The following is a 14,881-nucleotide window of genomic DNA, read 5'->3' as shown; positions in this document are numbered from 1 at the left end:
CGCCCCGGCGGCCGGGACCGCGCGGACGAGGACCACCCACGGGAGGACCCACCGATGTCGCTGCAGTACCTCAAGGAGGCCGTGACCGCGGGAGACCGGGAGAAGCTGGTCCGCTACGTGCGGCTCCACTTCGGCGACGGGAACGAGGAGGCGGGGCGGAAGGAGATCGACAAGGCGTGGGCGGAGGCGCTCAAGCCGCTGCTGGACGTGCCGCCCACCGACCGCGAGTTCATCCTGGAGACGATCCGCACGCACGACCCGGCCACCCTGGCGCACCTCTTCTTCCACCTGCACTTCTACTTCGTGCAACGCTCAGGAGAATGGATCCATGACGGAAACCTCTGACCCGGGAGGCGGCGTGCCGCAGCCGGTGGCGCAGCTCCGCCCGGGGCTCTGGGACACGGTGAACGAGCGCTACCCGGGCTCCATGATCGACAAGGCGGACTTCGTCCCGCTGGCGCCGGTGCGCAAGCCGCTCTCGGAGTGCCGCCTGGTGTTCGTCAGCACCTCGGGCGTGCAGCCCCGGGGATCGCTCCCCTTCGACACGGTGCACCCGGTGGGGGACTACACCTTCCGGCGCGTGCCGTCGTCCTCGCGGGTGGAGGAGCTGGAGATCCACCAGCTCAAGTACCCCACCGCGGGCGCCAACCGCGACCTCAACGTGATCTTCCCTATCGAGCGGCTGCGGGAGCTGGCCGACGAGGGCGTGATCGGGGGGCTCACGGAGAACTTCTACACCTTCATCGGCTACAACATGGACCCCGAGCGGCTGGAGCGGACGCTCGCGGAGGACATCGCGACGGCCATCTCGGAGGAGGGGGCGGACATCGCGCTCGCGGCGCCTGCCTGACCCATCTGCCACCAGAGCATCGCGCTGGTCCAGCGCGCTTTAGAGCAGCGAGGGATTCCCACCGTCTCCCCCACGGTCGCGCGTGACGTCACCGAGCACGCGAAGCCGCCGAGGGCGGTGTTCCTCCCCTTCATGATGGGGCACCACTTCGGGGTGCCGTTCCACCGCGAACTGCAGCGGCGGATCGTCCTGGAGTGCCTCGACCACCTGGTGCACGCGGAGCGGAGCGGCGAGATCCGCGAGTTCCCCTACACCTGGGTGCAGGCGAGGAAGGAAGGGATCGAGATCGAGCGTCGGCTGGGGCTCCGGAAGTGATCCGGGGCCCCCGCCCCGTCCTCCACACCGGAGCCGTGCCTTGCAGAGCGAGCCCGTCCACCCGGCCGACCATCCCCGCCCGGTCCGCCTCACCGAGTACTCCCACGGCGCGGGCTGCGGGTGCAAGATCGCCCCCGCCACGCTGAGCCGCATCCTGGCCGCCATGCCGCCCCAGGCGGGCGACCCGCGCCTCCTGGTGGGCCACGGCGCCCGCGACGACGCCGCGGTCTACGCCCTGGACGACGAGCGCGTGGTCATCAGCACCACCGACTTCTTCATGCCCATCGTGGACGACCCCTTCGACTTCGGGGCGATCGCGGCGGTCAACGCCATCAGCGACGTGTACGCGATGGGGGGAACGCCGATCATGGCGCTCGCCATCCTGGGATGGCCGCTGGACCGGCTGGACGCCTCCGTCGCGGGCGAGGTGCTGCGGGGGGCAGGCGCGGCGTGCGGGCGCGCCGGGATCGTGCTGGCCGGCGGGCACAGCATCGACGCGCCGGAGCCCATCTTCGGGCTGGCCGTGACCGGCACCGGGCGCCGCGCGGAGGTCCGCACCAACACGCAGGCGAGAGCGGGGTGCGAGCTCTACCTGACCAAGCCGCTCGGGATCGGGATCCTGACGACGGCGCAGAAGAGGGGGATTCTCCGCGACGAGGACTTCGCCGCGGCGCGCGAGCTGATGCTCACGCTGAACGACCTCGGCCCCGAGCTGGCGCGCCTCGACGCGGTGGCGACCTTTACCGACGTGACCGGCTTCGGGCTCCTGGGGCACCTGATCGAGCTGTGCGAGGGGAGCGGCCTCGGCGCGGAGATCCGCTGGGAGGCGGTGCCGCGGCTGGACGCGCTGCCGTTCTACCTGGAGCGGGGGACGCTCCCTGGCGGGACGAAGCGCAACTTCGAGAGCTACGGGGAGAAGGTGGGACCGATGACCGGAGAGCAGAGGGCGGTGCTCTGTGATCCGCAGACCAGCGGCGGGCTGCTGGTGGCGGTGGAGCCGGCGGGAAGGGAGGAGCTCCTGCGCCTCACCCGGGCGCGCGGGCTGGAGCTGGCGCCCTTCGGGGTGCTGGGGCCGGCCGGGGAGCCCCTGGTGCGCGTGGTCTGACCGGAGCGCGGTGGCCGGGCATCCTGAGGGCCCCGGGAGGTTGTTGCGGAGCATGGGTCTGCCTATCCTTGTGAGTTCCTTCTCCTGGCAGAGCCCCTGAGCAGCGGGATCGGCCGCTGCACCCCGGTGATTCCTCCGCAGCCTGGACGAACGCATGACTACCAGCAACGCCCACCTCTTCCGCGAGAGCGCCACGCTGCGGGTGCGCCAGGTCGAGCTGCGCGCCGACGATTCGGTGCAGCGGCACCGGGAGAAGCTCGCCCGGATCGTTCTCGACGAGATGTACCAGTTCGTGGCTCTGCTGGACGTGCAGGGGACGCTCCTGGAGGTGAACCGGGCCGCGCTGGAGGGCGGGGGGATCCGGCTGGAGGACATCGCGGGCAAGCCCTTCTGGGAGGCGCACTGGTGGACGGTCTCCCGGGCCACCCAGGAGAAGCTGATGGCGGCGGTCGTGCGCGCCGCGCGGGGCGAGTTCATCCGCTACGACGTCGAGGTCTACGGGGGGGCGGCGGGGAGCGAGACGATCGTCATCGACTTTTCGATGATCCCGGTCAGGGACACGGAGGGCGAGGTCGTCTTCCTGCTCCCCGAGGGTCGCAACATCACCGAGAAGAAGCGGGCCGAGGCCGAGGTCGCCCGCAAGAACCAGGAGCTGGAGGATCTCCTGGAGCGCATCCGGGAGCTGGACGAGATCAAGAGCCAGTTCTTCGCCAACGTCAGCCACGAGCTGAGAACCCCGCTGGCCCTCATCATGGGACCCGCGGAGAAGATCCTCTCCGAGGGTGCCAACCTCACCGACCTGCAGCGGCGCGACCTGGGGGTGATCCGCCGCAACGCCTCCATGCTGCTCAAGCACGTCAACGACCTCCTCGACCTGGCGAAGCTCGACGCGGGGAAGATGACGCTCGAGTGCGCGGAGCTGGACCTGGCCACGCTGGTGCGCATGGTCGCCGGGCACTTCGACGCGCTGGCTCCCCAGCGGCAGATCTCTTTCGTGGTGGACACCCCGGAGCACCTCCCGGCCCAGGTGGACCCGGAGAAGCTGGAGCGTGTCCTTCTCAACCTCCTCTCCAATGCCTTCAAGTTCACGCCCGACGGCGGGCGGGTGAGATGCGCCCTTCGCCCCACCGACCGCGGGCAGGCGCTGATCTCCGTCCAGGACAGCGGACCCGGGATCCGGCCGGAGCTGCGCCAGGGGATCTTCGAGCGCTTCCGGCAGGGCGACGGCGGCGCGAACCGGCAGTTCGGCGGCACGGGGCTGGGGCTGGCGATCGCCCGGGACTTCGTCGAGCTGCACGGGGGCACCATCGGCGTGACCGACGCACCGGGCGGCGGCGCGCTCTTCCTCGTGGAGGTGCCCCTCCGGGCGCCCGAGGGGACGAGGGTCCGGAGCACGGGGGAGGCCGCTCCGGCGCCCGGTGCGTCGGCGTCGCTCCAGGGCGCGATCGAGGAGCTCCGGCCGCTCGCACTCCGGCCGGCGGCGCTTCGCGCGGACCTCGGCCAGCCGTTCGTCCTCGTGGTGGAAGACAATCCCGAGATGAACCGCTTCCTCGCGGAGACCCTCTCGGAGGACTTTCGCGTCGCCACCGCCTTCGATGGGCGCGAGGGGCTGGAGAAGGCGCTCGCGCTCCGACCGGATCTCATCGTGAGCGACCTCATGATGCCCGGGATGAGCGGCAACGAGATGATCACCCGGATCCGCGCACACGGCGGGCTGGACGGGGTGCCGATCCTGGTCCTCTCCGCGAAGGCCGACGACCTCCTCCGGATCCAGCTGCTGCGCGAGGGCGCGCAGGACTACGTGGTGAAGCCCTTTTCGGCCGAGGAGGTGAAGGCGCGCGCCACCAACCTGGTCCGGGTCAAGCGGGCCCGCGACCTCCTGCAGGGCGAGCTGGAGAGCCGGGACGGGAACCTGGAGGCGCTCGCCGCGGAGCTGGTCCAGCGTCGGCGCGAGGCGGAAGCCGCGAGCCGGGCCAAGAGCGAGTTCATGGCGGTGATGAGCCACGAGCTGAGGACCCCGCTCACGGCGGTCATCGGCTACGCCGACATCCTGGAGAGCAGGATCGCGGGGCCGCTGAACGACGGGCAGGAGCAGCACATCGGACGGATCAGGCAGAGCGCCTGGAACCTGACGGAGATCATTGACCAGATCCTCACCTACTCCCGCGCCGAGGCGGGGGCGGAGGAGGTCCGGGCGCAGGAGGCGGACGTGGTGGAGGTCGCCAGAGACTCGCTCGCTGCGGTCTGCCCCGCGGCCGGGCGCAAGGGCGTGGAGTGCGTCGCGCGGCTCCCCGGCGGTCCGCTCCACCTGGAGACCGACGCGGGGAAGCTGCGGCGCATCCTCCTCAACCTGCTGGGCAACGCGGTGAAGTTCACGGACACCGGCAGAGTGGAGCTGGACGTGAGCGTCGCCGACGCTCACGTCCTCTTCCGCGTTCACGACACCGGACGGGGGATCCACGCCGAGCACCTGCAGATGATCTTCGAGCCGTTCCGGCAGGTGGACCAGTCGTACACCCGCACCAGCGAGGGCACGGGGCTGGGGCTCGCGATCGCCCTCCAGCTCGCCCGCCTCCTGCAGGGCGAGCTGGAGGTCGAGAGCGCACCGGGGGAGGGGAGCACCTTCACGCTCCGTCTCCCGCTGCGGACGGGCCGCCCTCGGGCCGGGTAGTACAGGTCCCCTTCGCGTCCCCCGGGCGGACGAGACGCAGTTTGACCCGCAACCAGCACAGTCCCGCTCACCCTCTCACAGCCCGAACCAGTAGCTGAGCTTCACCAGCAGCACGTTCGTCCCCTCGGCCCCGAAGAGCCGGTCCAGGTCGCGGGACAGATCGAACGTGCCCTCCCTGCGGACGTCCCTCAGCCCCGAGTTCCAGACCACGAACAGCGTCGATCCGGGACGGTACTCCCATCGCAGGACCGCGTTGGATCGGAACTGCTTGAAGTTGAAGTCGGGGTCCAGGTCGACGGATGCAGGCCGGAAGCGGTCCCGGAAGGCGGCGGCGCGCGGGTCGGCGACTTCCCTGAACCCGGAGTAGTCGAGGGCGCTGATGAACGGCTGGGCATAAAACTGGAGCGTGAGGTCGGGCCGGAAGGTGTACGAGAGTCGGGCGGTCAGCGCGGTCGTGGTCTGCTCCAGGGGGGCGAAGAGGTAGCGGGTTTCTCCCTCCGCCTCCCGCCGGGTCACGTACTGGGCCGGGTCGCGATTCCATGACATGGACGGCTGGAGGGAGAGCTCCACCCGGGGGGAGGGACGCAGCGCGAGCGACGGGCCCAGGCCCAGGAACCGGCCGCCGGCCTCGTCCTGCAGAGCCACAGTGCCGGAAACGGACCCGCTGACCGGCCTGCGCTGATCGCTGTAGATGCCCAGCCGGAGCCGCGTCCTCCCGGGAACTCGCAGGGCCGGCCCGCCCCGCAGCGCCGAGGTGGAGAGCGCGGAGAACTCGCGCTCGATGGCGGCGCTCCCTCCCCAGTAGCTGTGGAGCTGGAAGTCGCCACCCACCACCCCGAAGCTTTCCACCCGCTCGCCCCCGAACGTCCAGTGCACGTTCTGGAAGGCCCTGGCGCTCCAGCGGCGGAAGATCGGGCCCGGCCGGAACTGGACGTACTGCACACCGCCGTATTCCCGCAGCAGATCCGCCTGCTGCTGGAACCCCAGGTCGTCCACTTCGAACCCCGGCGAGATGACGCGGACCCCCAGCTCGCCACGCCAGTGGCCGCCGCCGATCTTGCTCACCTCCACGTTCGCGATGTAGCCGGACAGCGACGTCAGCTCCGGATCGACTTCCAGGTGCCCCGCATCCGGGCGCTGGAAGTAGTGGCCGGGCTCGAGCTGCACCAGCCGGATCGCCTCCGTGCCACCTCGCAGGTGGCTTCCGACGGCGTATCCCATCAGCTCGTAGTTGCCTCCCCCGAAGCGGTGCCTCCCATCCAGCCCCGCGGCGTAGGCGGCGGAGGGGAGGAAGCCGAGCCTGTCTCCCTCCTCCAGCCGGCGGTGGGTGGTCGTGAGGATCGCCCCCAGCGCACTCCTCCCCTGGCGGAAGTCACGGATCACCCGCGCCACACCGAAGTTGGTGAGCGGCTCCACCGGTGCGCGCCGCGTCACCCCGTCCGGAGTGGCGTAGAGCGCCTCCTCTCCCGAGGTCAGGGCGTCCAGCAGCCCCACCGACCATCCGTTCGCCGTCTTCCCGGAGAGCTTTGCCGCACCCAGGATGGTGGTCCGCTCCGGCACGTCGCGGAACACCGCGCCCCGGGGGACCGTGCCGTGAGGCGGGGCGCCGATCCGGCGGGAGTAGAAAAGGTCGCCCCCGCCGCCGAGCTCGAACTCGAAGATCTCCGCGCCCTCGATGAAGAACGGCCGCCGCTCGGGAAAGCGGGTCTCGAATGCCGTCAGGTTGACGACGGCCGGGTCTGCCTCCACCTGCCCGAAGTCCGGGTTCACGGTCCCGGTGAGGGTCAGGCTGGAGGACACGCCGTACCGGAAGTCCGCTCCCGCGGAGGAGGAGAGCTGGTTGGGCGAGTAGAACGGGTTTTCCGGCTCCGCGGGAGCGCGCGTTGCCCGGGAGACGACGTATGGCTCCACCTCGAGCCGCCTGGGCGGCGTGAGCGCGGAGAGGCCGGTGAGCGCGCCGAAGCGGGACACGAACCCCGGCGCGTCGGGCGGGATGGGTGCCCAGAAGGAGGTCTCCTCCCGGCGGGCGACCTCGCGCTGGAAGTTCACGCCCCATGCCTCCGCGCCCGGGCGGAAGCGGAGCTGCGACAGCGGGATGCGCAGCTCCGCCGTCCAGCCGAGCGAGTCGACGTGGGTCCGGGCCTCCCAGACCGCGTCCCAGGAGAAGTCCCGTCCTCCGTTCTCGGAGAGCACGTAGTCCCGCTTCACCTCGCGGGGGTTCACGCCGAAGGCGAACGCCGTGCGGTTGTCGTCGTCGCTGTCCAGGAGCAGGGTGAACCAGTCGGAGTAGATGCCGGAGGCGTCCCGCCGGGCGAGCTGGGCCACGATGGAGTCGGGGTTCCCGTAGAGCCGCGCCGCCACGTAGAGCGCATCCCTGCCATACAGGACGCGCACTTCGGTCCTCCCCGTGGCGGGGGTGCCCGGATGGGGTACCCGCTGGACGAACCCGGCGGCCACGGGCGCTCCCTCCCAGGCGGGCTCCCCGAGCCGACCGTCGATCTCGACCGCCCCTTCCAGCGGAGCCGCCCGGAGGACGTGCGCCCCGCCGCGCGCGGAATCCGTCGCGACCTGGGCCGTACCCGGGCCGACCCATGCGCAAACAAACGCAATGGCGCAATATACGCTGCCAAACCGGTTTAACATGGCTTTCTTCTCCTGGACGGTGATGGTGGGGCGATCTCCTATCTGGCGCTACGCGCGAGCAGATCCTGCAGGTCGGGGGCGTCGAACCACCGTCCGCGCGCCATCACTCCCATGATCCGCTGCGTGTTCCTGATGTCGTCCAGGGGGTTGGCTTCGAGAAGGAGCAGGTCCGCACGCTTCCCCACCTCCACCGTCCCGAAGTCGTCCCTCCCCAGGTAGGCGGCCGGGGTGCGGGTGGCGGCGGCCAGCGCCTCGTACGGCGAGAGGCCGAGCTCGACGAAGTTCTCCAGCTCGTCGTGCATCGAGAACCCGGGGACGGCGCCGGGGACCGGCGCATCGGTGCCCACCAGCAGCGGGACGCCCGCCCGGTGCATGGAAACGAACATGCGCCGCTGGTAGTCGAGCCCCGCGCGCAGGTGCTTCAGCCGCCGCTGATCGGAGAACTGCTGGGCGCGCCGGTTCCTTTCCGGAGTCCAGTTCCCGTTGTAGAGGGCGGCAGGGATGTAGCCCACCTCCGGGCGGGCGAGCTCCCGCTCCAGGTCCTCGGCGTGGGCGATGAACCCCTCGTAGGTGGTCAGCGTGGGGGTGACGTACGTCCCGGCGTCGGCCGTGATCCGCACCAGGTAGGGGATGGCCGCGGTGTCGAGCTTCTCCCCCTGTGCCTCCAGCGTGTCCGTGCTGCGGAATCCGAAGTACTCGTACAGGTACTCTTCCAGGTGGACGATCCCCCGCTGGCCCGAGCCCAGGGTGCCCTCCAGCCCCGCCGAGCGGACCACGTGCCCCACGACCGGCATCCCCAGCTGGTGGGCGCGCAGCATGACGCCGCGGTAGCCCGCCACGGACAGCTTGTTGTAGACCTTCATCAGGTCGTAGCCGGCCGCGTGGTCCTCCTCCACCCTCCGCGCGCCCCCCTCGTGCGTGAGGGTGGAATCGTTCACCTGCGCCCGCGCCAGGTACAGCGTGGGACCGGCGCGCCGGCCGGCGCGGATGGCGTCGCGCAGGCGCAGCCTGGCGGAGTCGCCTGGGAGCCCCATCCCCCCAAGATCCACCGCGCCAGTCACCCCCTTCGCCAGGAGGACGGCCACGAGCACGGTGTCGATGTCGGCACGGTTGGAGAGGTGGACGTGCGTGTCCACCAGCCCCGGGATCAGGTACCGGCCGCGCCCTTCGATCACCTGCGCGCCCGGCGGAACCGGCGTCCGGCGCGCGTCGCCGATCGCCACGATCCGCTCGCCGCGTACGACGACCGTCATGTCGTCCAGCACCGTGTCGCGAGTCATCGGCACGACGTTCACGTGGACGAAGGCGATGGTGGGACCGGGCTCCGCAGCCGGAATGCCTGCCGGGGCGGGCGCGCAGGCGGCGATGAGAAGGAGAAGCAGGGCCGAGCAGAACCGTCTCATGTGGGTCCCCGTGGATGAAGGACTGCGCACTGCAGGGATCAGTCGCGCCGGGCCAGCGCCTGCACCGCCTCCGCGCGGATCTTCGGGTCGGGGTGGGTGTTCACGATCCTCAGCAGGGCGCGGCGGGCGCTGTCGAACGGGAGGAGGGCGAGCGCGTCCACAGCCTCTCTCCTCACCGCGTCCGCGGGATCCTCGAACGCAACCGTGACCAGGGCCGGGACGATCTGCTCGGACCCCTCGCTCGCGAGCGCCTCGACGGCCTCTCCGCGCACGTCTTCGGGGGCGTCGCGGACGAGCTGTCGCAGCAGCTCGCTGTCCCCGAGGTGGTCGATCGCCTCGCGCCGCACGTCCGCGTGCGGGGCCGTGCGGGCCAGCCGCATCAGCACCGCCCTGGCCTCGGGCGAGCCGATCTGCCCGAGCGCGGAGACGGCCTCGTCGCGCACCCGCGGGGAGGGATCGGTGAGGGCCACCTGCGTGAGCAGCTCGATCATCTCCGCCCCCCCGGACTGCCCCCTCGGGAGCCACTGCACGGCCTCCGCCCGCACCGTCGCGCTCTCCTCCGAACCCACCGTCTCACGCACCGCCCGGACGACCTCCCGCTGCCCCTCGTGGAGGGAGAAGGCGGCGGCGACCTCCTTCCTCAGCGCCGGATCCCGGAGGGCGGCGTGGAGGCGGCGGAGCTGGGCGAGGCTCTCCGGCGTGCTCGCCGGCCCCAGCCACACCAGTGGACGGCCGCCGAGGTCGAGCGGCGCACCGGCGGAGCGCAGACGGATCCAGTCCACGTCTTCCGAGTGGTTCCCCTCCCCCGCGAAGCCGAAGACGAACGCCACGGGGGGCACCGCTCCGGGGAGGATCTCACGCAGCGAGGGCGCGTCGGGGGTGTGGCTGCCGGGTCCCGGGCTGTTGCTGGAGATCGCGCCGTCCCCGTCGATGACCATGTGACTTCCGTTGAGCACCACCACGCGGCTCGTGCCCCCGTCGCGCGTGCGCACGCCGCCTTCCCCTCCCCAGGCGATCCAGAACCCGCCCGGGAGCTCCTGGTCCAGCGCCCACTGCCACCGGGCGGCGAGGGGGGCCGAAGGGTCGGGGTGGACGATCACGGAGTCGCGCGCCCCGGAGGGACTGCCGGGCCGGGCGGCCGCGGCCCGAGAGGCGGATGCCGGCGGGTCGGCGGGCTGCGCGCTCTGCGAAACGGCCGGTGCCACCAGGGCGACGAGGGCCAGCAGGCCCGCCGAGGCGAGGGAGCGGAATTGCGCTGCATACATGGGGGGCTCTCTCCATTCGGCGAGGCGCTCGACCCGCCGCAGGAGCGGCGAGCCGCCTTCGGCCATGGCCAGGGTGGCTTCGGGAATCGTGGTGGGGCTCACCCACGAGGCGATGTTCGTGAGACAGCGCGCCAGGCCCAGCGCCGACCCGGTGAGCCGGACCGCCCGGTCGTCGCAGAGGTTCTCGGCCGCGTCGCGGAGGTGCTGCCGGGCCACGCGGTTCAGCGGCTGGAAGAAGAAGACGGACTCGATGATCCCCGCCGAGAGCTGCCACACCGGGTCGCTCCGCTGCAGGTGCGCCAGCTCGTGGGCGAGCGCGGTCCGCTGCTGCTCCGCCTCCAGCTCCGTCAGGAACCGCTCCGGGACGCAGACCTCCGATCGGCCGAGGGCGATCGGCGTGGGGCACGCGGCCGAAACGGTGAGGCGGACGGGCGCCCAGAAGCCCGCGTGCCGGCGGAGCGCGGACAGCATCCCGGGCAGCGGGCCCTCCGTGATCGGCTTCCGGTCCGCGAGAGCGCGGAACAGCCACACGTGCTGGAGGACGAGCCGGCCGAGAAGCAGCCCCGCAACCGCCATCCAGACCCCCCCCAGGAGAGGGACCCAGGGGATCCCCCGCTCCGGGGCGGCGGCCCGGGGGCCCTGCGCTGCGGGAGTGGAGATGGCCGGGGGCGCGGCTCCGGTCCTCTCGTCCGCTGCCGCGCCTCCGGCCCGGCTCACCGGACCCCCCCCGGATGCGTCCCCGCGCCGTTCCGGGCCGCGCTCCTCCGGCCGGTCGGCCGGTCCGGCCACGGACGGCGTGGCGGGAGAGGCCGCGGCATCGTTCTCGATCGCCCACCGCCCCACGAGCGGGGTGTATCCTGCCGCGGTCTGGAACGTGGCGGTGAGCAGGCCTCCCAGGAGCGCCGTCTTCCAGAGGGTCTCGCGCCACGCGTCGCTATCCACGCGGCGGCTGACGAGCAGGACGAAGCCCAGCAGGATCGTGCTGTGCAGCGCGTACGTGACGATCCAGCCGATGAGGACGGGAGGAACGCTCACTGGCTCTCCTCCTGCTCCCGGAGCTCCCGTTCTTTCCGCTCGATGATCTCGCGGGCGCGGGCCAGGTCCTCCGGGCGGGCGTCGCGGGTGCTGAGGAGCTGGCTGACCAGGCCCGCGACGTCGCCCGAGAAGAGCCGCTCCGTCAGCTCGGAGAACTCGCTGACCACCGAGCGCCGGACCTGCTCCCGGCTCACCGTGGCGCGGTAGACGTACTGGCGTTCCTCGCTGCGGTGCGAGACGACGCCCTTGTCCTCCAGGCGGGAGAGGAGGGTGGCGATCGTGGACTGCGCGACGCGCCGTGTCCCGCGCAGCTCGTCGTGCACTTCGACGACCGTGGCCTCGTCCCTGTTCCACAGGACGTCCATGATGGCGAGCTGGAGCTCCGTCAACGAATAGGTCATCTCGGTATCCCGGTGAAGGTCGCTTACAGGAGTGTAATACAGCTGTATTAGATATGCAAGCGTCTCGCTCCTGCCGCGCCGCGGGCGGGGGAAGACCGCCCCCTCAGGCCCGGTAGTGCAGGTCGCCCTCGCGGCGGAGGATCCCCACCTCGTTCAGGTACTCCAGGTAGGGAATGCCGTACTTGCGGGAGAGCCCCAGCGCCCGGCCGAACTCCGCCGCGCGCACCCCGTCCAGGCCGTGCCGGGCCGGCGCCTCCCGCAGCTCCTCCGCGGCATCGGGGTGCAGCACGAGGTCCGCGCTGACCGGGACCACCCGCCCCGCCTGGCGCAGCCGGGAGACGACGCGCTCCACCACCTCCGGACGCCCCGGGTGCAGCTCCCCGTACGCCCGGATCCGCGACGGCCGCAGCCCCTCCGTCCGCAGGCGCTCCAGGAGGCGGTCGGCGATGCGCTGCTCCTCCGGGGTGAAGAAGACGCTCCCCGGGTGGAGCACGAGGCCGCCCTTCTCCAGCCGCGCGTGGGCCCGGAGGAACGCCGCCGCCGGATCGTCCAGCTCCAGCAGGCTTCCCAGCAGCGGCCCCAGGTGCGGCGACCGCGCGCCCAGCTCGCGCCCCAGCCGGACGAAGGGCACCGACTGCTCGCCGCGCGGCTGGCGCGCGACGAAGCCGCGGAGCCGCTCCAGCAGCTCCGCCCCCGCTTCCGCGCGCCAGACCAGCGATCCCGCGGTCCGCAGCTCCGGCCCGCTCTCCGCCTGGCCCCGGAGCTCCCCTTCCGGCACCATCCAGCGGCGGGCCAGGGTGGAGACGTCCAGCGCGGGGGCCCCGGTGGCGGCGAGGTAGGCGCCCAGCCAGGGCTCCCCGCGCTCGCGCAGCTCGTACGCCGTCCGCTCGGCGGGGGTGACGCGGCGGGGACGGTCGGGCGACAGGTCCAGCACCGTCCCCCCGCCGACGGTGGCGAGCGGGGTGGTGCCGCGCAGGATGAAGTGCTGGCCGGGGAAGAAGCAGGCCTCCCGGGGGAGCTCCACCTGCCCCCACCCCCCTTCCCCGTCCCGCTCCACCCCCCAGAGGCGGCACTCGGTCTCGCTGCACCCGGCGTAGAAGAGCAGGCGCGCGCCGTGCTTCCACTCCCGCGGCGCCCCCTCCACCCACCGCAGCCGGACGTTCAGGAAGCGCCCGGCGAAGGGATGCCCCGGCGCCGTCAGCGTGTCGCCCCGGCGCACGGCCCCGGCCTCCACGCCGGCCAGGTTGATCCCCACCCGGTGCCCCGCCCCGATCTCCCCCACCCGCGCGTGGTGGTTGTTCAGCGAGCGCGCCCGCCAGCTCCCGGGGAGCGACGAGAGCGCCACGTGGTCCCCCTCCGCCAGCCGCCCGCGCACCAGCGTCCCGGTAACCACCGTGCCGATCCCCCGGAGGCTGAACACCCGGTCGACGGGGAGGTAGGGGTGCTCCCCTCCGCCCGACTCTCCCTCTTCGCCGCAGGAGGCGAGGATCGCCGCCTTCAGCTCCGCGATCCCGCGCCCGCTCACGCCGTCCACCACGTGCGCCGGCTGCACGGGGATCCCCACGCGTCCGAGCAGCGCCTCCACGTCGCGCCGGGCCACCTCCACCTGCTCGTCCGTCGCCAGGTCGGCCTTGGTGAGCACGGGGACGAGCGAGCGGACGCCCAGCAGGTCCAGGATCTGGAGGTGCTCCAGCGACTGCGGCATCACGCTCTCGCGCGCGTCCACCACCCAGAGCGCCAGCTCGAAGCCGGTCGCGCCGGCGACCATGTTGCGGACCAGCTTCTCGTGCCCCGGCACGTCCACGATCCCCAGCCGGTACCCGGCCGGGTGCTCCAGGTACGCGTAGCCCAGGTCGATGGTCATCCCCCGGGCGTGCTCCTCCGGGAGGCGCGACGGGTGGATCCCCGCCAGGGCGTGCACCAGGGTGGACTTGCCGTGGTCGATGTGCCCCGCCGTCCCGATCAGCCGCACCGGGTCACCCCTCCGCGCCGGCCGAGGCGCCCAGCTCGTCCAGCGCCCGCTGCAGCTCCGGGAGGTCGTCGGGGAGCACCGTGCGGAGGTCCAGGTGGAAGCGGTCCTGCTTCACGTACCCCACCACGGGGACCTCCCGCGCCGCGAAGCGCCGCCTCACCCCCTCCGCCGCGAGGTCGCGGTGCACCAGCTCCAGCCCCAGGCTCTCGAAGTCCGCCTCCGGGTTCGTGCCCCCGCCCAGCGTGCCGCGCAGGGGCACGCGCCGGCACGACGCCCAGCGCGTCTCCGGGCCCGGGAGGCGGAGCCGTTCGATGCGCGCCGCCAGCTCGACGATGTCTGCGTGGAAGAGGCGCCAGAGGGGGAGCTCGGCGGCGCGCCCGGCGAGGTGCTGCTTGAGCGTGGCGTCCAGGAGCGCCATCCGGACCTTGTCCAGCCGGAGCACGCGGTAGAGCGGGTTCTTCCGCATGGCCTCCAGCCGCTCCGCGCCGCCGAGCAGGATCCCCGCCTGCACGCCGCCGAAGAGCTTGTCCGCGCTGCAGCAGACCACGTCCACCCCCCTGCGGAGGCTCTCCACCACCCGCGGCTCGTCCGCGAGCGTGGCGACCTCCTCCATCCCCACCAGCCCCGAGCCGTTGTCCTCCACCACCGGGACGGCGAGCCTCCGCCCCAGCGCGACCAGCTCCTCCACCCCCACCTGCTCCACGAACCCGCGCTGCACGAAGTTGGACTGGTGCACCTTGAGCAGCACCGAGGCGCCGGGGCGGGCATGGCGCTCGAAGTCGTCCAGGCGCGTCCGGTTGGTGGTGCCCACCTCGCGCAGGCGGCACCCGCTGGCCTCCATGATCTCCGGCACCCGGAAGCTCCCCCCGATCTCCACCAGCTCGGACCGGCTGACCAGCACCTCCCGGTCCGCCGCCAGGGTGTTGAGGGCGAGGAAGAGCGCGCTCGCGCAGTTGTTCACCACCAGCGCCGCCTCGGCCCCGGTCAGGAGCCGGAGCTGCCGCTGCAGCGCCAGGTCGCGGCTGCCGCGCCCGCCGGTGCCCGCGTCCCACTCCAGGTCGGAGTAGCCGGCCAGCGCGCGGGTGTCCAGCCGCTCGACCAGCTCGCCCAGCGGGGCGCGCCCCAGGTTGGTGTGGACCAGCACGCCGGTGCCGTTGACCACCCGGCGCGGGAAGGGCCGCCGCAGCGACTCCGCCTCGCGGACGCACGCCAGCACGACGC

The 14,881-nt window shown here is 72.3% G+C and carries 11 protein-coding genes; 5 read left to right on the top strand and 6 right to left on the bottom strand.

The annotated features are described in order from the left end of the window. From VGR37_08085 to VGR37_08065, 5 genes are all read left to right on the top strand, one after another. Positions 1 to 345 (top strand): hypothetical protein (locus VGR37_08085; GenBank protein HEV2147349.1); only part of this gene is annotated, 345 nt, incomplete at its 5' end. Then, positions 329 to 850 carry a glycine/sarcosine/betaine reductase selenoprotein B family protein gene (locus VGR37_08080; protein ID HEV2147348.1) on the top strand — a complete coding sequence of 174 codons (522 nt, stop codon included), beginning with the start codon at positions 329 to 331 and terminating at the stop codon, positions 848 to 850. The genes VGR37_08085 and VGR37_08080, both read left to right, overlap by 17 nt. Before the next feature lie 117 nt (positions 851 to 967). Further along, positions 968 to 1,165 (top strand): hypothetical protein, encoded by a 198-nt coding sequence (locus VGR37_08075; GenBank protein HEV2147347.1) that lies wholly within the window; start codon positions 968 to 970, stop codon positions 1,163 to 1,165. Positions 1,166 to 1,205: 40 nt separating this feature from the next. Further along, positions 1,206 to 2,270, top strand: a complete 1,065-nt coding sequence (gene selD, locus VGR37_08070) for a selenide, water dikinase SelD (protein ID HEV2147346.1) — start codon at positions 1,206 to 1,208, stop codon at positions 2,268 to 2,270. 154 nt (positions 2,271 to 2,424) lie between these two features. Then, a complete protein-coding gene (locus tag VGR37_08065; GenBank protein ID HEV2147345.1) occupies positions 2,425 to 4,941 on the top strand; it encodes an ATP-binding protein in 2,517 nt (838 codons plus the stop codon). Between the two features lie 75 nt (positions 4,942 to 5,016). Here VGR37_08065 and VGR37_08060 read toward each other — a convergent pair whose 3' ends face one another. The 6 genes from VGR37_08060 to selA all read right to left on the bottom strand — a co-directional run. Beyond that, positions 5,017 to 7,335 carry a DUF5916 domain-containing protein gene (locus VGR37_08060; protein ID HEV2147344.1) on the bottom strand — a complete coding sequence of 773 codons (2,319 nt, stop codon included), beginning with the start codon at positions 7,333 to 7,335 and terminating at the stop codon, positions 5,017 to 5,019. 287 nt (positions 7,336 to 7,622) lie between these two features. Next, positions 7,623 to 8,987 carry an amidohydrolase family protein gene (locus VGR37_08055; GenBank protein HEV2147343.1) on the bottom strand — a complete coding sequence of 455 codons (1,365 nt, stop codon included), beginning with the start codon at positions 8,985 to 8,987 and terminating at the stop codon, positions 7,623 to 7,625. 38 nt (positions 8,988 to 9,025) lie between these two features. Continuing rightward, complete coding sequence (locus VGR37_08050; protein HEV2147342.1) at positions 9,026 to 11,287, bottom strand: HEAT repeat domain-containing protein; 2,262 nt, start codon at positions 11,285 to 11,287, stop codon at positions 9,026 to 9,028. Beyond that, entirely contained in the window at positions 11,284 to 11,688 is a 405-nt protein-coding gene (locus VGR37_08045) for a BlaI/MecI/CopY family transcriptional regulator (protein HEV2147341.1), read from the bottom strand. Before VGR37_08045 ends, VGR37_08050 begins: the two co-directional genes overlap by 4 nt. 103 nt (positions 11,689 to 11,791) lie before the next feature. After that, positions 11,792 to 13,660 carry a selenocysteine-specific translation elongation factor gene (gene selB / locus VGR37_08040; GenBank protein HEV2147340.1) on the bottom strand — a complete coding sequence of 623 codons (1,869 nt, stop codon included), beginning with the start codon at positions 13,658 to 13,660 and terminating at the stop codon, positions 11,792 to 11,794. 4 nt (positions 13,661 to 13,664) lie between these two features. Continuing rightward, positions 13,665 to 14,881: L-seryl-tRNA(Sec) selenium transferase (selA, locus tag VGR37_08035; GenBank protein HEV2147339.1), on the bottom strand; the 1,217-nt coding region annotated here is incomplete at its 5' end.

The organism is Longimicrobiaceae bacterium, assembly GCA_035936415.1.
Classification (GTDB): Bacteria; Gemmatimonadota; Gemmatimonadetes; order Longimicrobiales; family Longimicrobiaceae; genus JAFAYN01.
This window is presented reverse-complemented; position numbering and strand designations above follow the sequence as displayed.

Coding starts and splice junctions, on each gene's coding strand:
- VGR37_08045 (HEV2147341.1), bottom strand. CDS start 11,688: ATGACCTATTCGTTGACGGAGCTCCAGCTCGCCATCATGGACGTCCTG.
- VGR37_08080 (HEV2147348.1), top strand. CDS start 329: ATGACGGAAACCTCTGACCCGGGAGGCGGCGTGCCGCAGCCGGTGGCG.
- VGR37_08055 (HEV2147343.1), bottom strand. CDS start 8,987: ATGAGACGGTTCTGCTCGGCCCTGCTTCTCCTTCTCATCGCCGCCTGC.
- VGR37_08065 (HEV2147345.1), top strand. CDS start 2,425: ATGACTACCAGCAACGCCCACCTCTTCCGCGAGAGCGCCACGCTGCGG.